The organism is Streptomyces sp. H27-H5, from assembly GCF_026627505.1.
In the GTDB taxonomy this organism is placed as follows: Bacteria; Actinomycetota; Actinomycetes; order Streptomycetales; family Streptomycetaceae; genus Streptomyces.
Genome location: NZ_JAPNLK010000258.1, coordinates 1 through 2,079, shown reverse-complemented (window position 1 = coordinate 2,079; position 2,079 = coordinate 1). Strand labels below are relative to the sequence as shown.

At 65.5% G+C, this 2,079-nt stretch carries 2 protein-coding genes; one reads left to right on the top strand and one right to left on the bottom strand.

From position 1 onward, the window contains the following. Window positions 1–298: 298 nt before the first annotated feature. Window positions 299–475 (bottom strand): hypothetical protein, encoded by a 177-nt coding sequence (locus OTB19_RS42565; RefSeq protein ID WP_267804226.1) that lies wholly within the window; start codon window positions 473–475, stop codon window positions 299–301. A gap of 41 nt (window positions 476–516) precedes the next feature. Here OTB19_RS42565 and ltrA point away from each other — a divergent pair, with 41 nt between their 5' ends. Beyond that, entirely contained in the window at window positions 517–1,947 is a 1,431-nt protein-coding gene (gene ltrA, locus OTB19_RS42560) for a group II intron reverse transcriptase/maturase (RefSeq protein ID WP_267804225.1), read from the top strand. Window positions 1,948–2,079: the final 132 nt, after the last annotated feature.

Below are 2,079 nucleotides of genomic sequence, written 5' to 3'. Positions count from 1 at the left end.
CCTGACCGCGGAGACGCGCGGGAGGGCGGCAAGCAGCCCTGACAAAGCCGGGACGCACTGGCACTGCCAGACGGTGCGGGTCCGGCAAGCGAGACGAGAAGCCGTACGAGAGGAACCAGTGTCTGAAGCCCCGTAATACTTCCACCGGCTCCAATCTGGCGGATATGGGCCGGGACGCAGTGCACGCCACCGAAGCTCTGGTGGCGACTCCGAAGCCGGTTAAGAGTGCTGGTGGGGAGGCCATGTTGAAGGTCTGCGGCGTAGGCATGGCGAAGCTGTCGGGGCACAGCTGGGCGGCTCACTCGACGATCGGGTGGTGGTGAACGTGGGAAGCGATCAGGTGTCGCCCTTCCCGTCCGGCAGCCAGTTGGGCGGAGGGCAGGTCCGTCGTCGGCTGACGACGCCAGGTCGTGGCGGAGTCCTCGTAGTAGTCCGGGCGCGCGAGAGGCGCGTACATGGCGAAGGGGGACAGCAAGTCAGCAGTGGAAGGACTGGAAGACCAGGAGGTTTTCGCCGGTGAATACCGACGATCTGGAGTACGTCCTGATGAAGGCCGAACGCCGGGTACTGGAGATCCAGACCAAGCTGCACCGTTGGGCCCGCGAGGATTCTCATCGCAGGTTCGATGACCTGTTCAACCTCGTCTCCGATCCCGCGTTCTTGCTGGTCGCGTGGGTTCGGGTGCGGGGCAACAAGGGAGCCCGCACGGCTGGAGTGGACGGCGAGACCGCCTACTACGTGGAGACCGTGCGGGGCGTCGAGGTCTTCCTCAACAGGCTGCGGACCTCGATCAAGGACCGTAGCTTCTGCCCGCTCCCGGTCCGGGAACGGATGATCCCCAAGGCGGGTGGGAAGTTACGCCGTCTTGGGATCGCGACCGTGACCGACCGGGTGGTGCAGGCGTCCCTGAAGCTGGTGCTGGAGCCGATCTTCGAGGCGGAGTTCCTCCCGTGCTCCTACGGGTTCCGTCCGAATCACCGGGCTCACGACGCGGTGGCAGAGGTCCGCCACCTCACCTCCCACTCCTACGAGTGGATCGTGGAGGGCGACATCAAAGCCTGCTTCGACGAGATCTCACACACGGCCCTGATGGACCGGGTGCGTGCTCGCGTCGGGGACAAACGCGTCCTGGCCCTGGTGAAGGCGTTCCTGAAGTCCGGAATCCTCGGTGAGGACCGCGTACTTCGGGAGAACAACACCGGGACCCCGCAGGGGTCGATCCTCTCCCCGTTGCTCAGCAACGTGGCCCTCTCCGTCCTGGACGAGCACATTGCCCAGGGTCCGGGAGGCCCAGCGAGCACCTTCAACGACCGGCAAAAGCGCCGACGTCGCGGACTGCCGAACTACAGGCTTATCCGCTACGCGGACGACTGGTGTCTGGTCGTGTCGGGCACGAAGTCCGACGCGGAGGCGCTCAAGGAAGAGATCGCCGGGGTTCTCTCGACGATGGGCTTGCGCCTTTCGCCGGAGAAGACCCTGATCACCCACATCGACGAGGGCCTCGACTTTCTCGGCTGGCGCATCCAGCGCCACCGCAAGCGAGGCACCCACAAGCACTATGTCTACACCTACCCCGCCCGAAAGGCCCTCGCGGCCGTGACGGCGAAGGTCAAGACACAGTGCCGCAAGACAGGCACCGACCTGCCGTTCGACACCCTGCTCATCTGTCTCAACCGGATGCTGCGGGGCTGGTGCGCCTACTTCCGGCCGGGAGTGTCGAGCACGGCCTTCCAGTACCTGAGCTCGTATACCTGGGGCCGGGTCATCTGGTGGCTGCGGCGCAAGCACCCCCACATGAACTGGAAGGACCTCCGCCGCCGTTTCTGCGGCGGGGGTTGGTGGCCGACCAGCGAGGAACGGGAACTGTTCAACCCGGCGAAGGTAGGCACCACTCGCTACCGCTACCGGGGATCAGTCATCCCCTCCCCATGGCCGATCACGGGATGAGATCAATCCTCAAGGAATCCGAGGGACTTGTGGAGCGCCCGTTGCGTTGAGAGGCGCACGGCGGGTGCGGGAAGCGGTCCGGAGAAACGGACCGGCCGAAAGGCCGGAACCGCGCTCCGGGCCGACTTCACG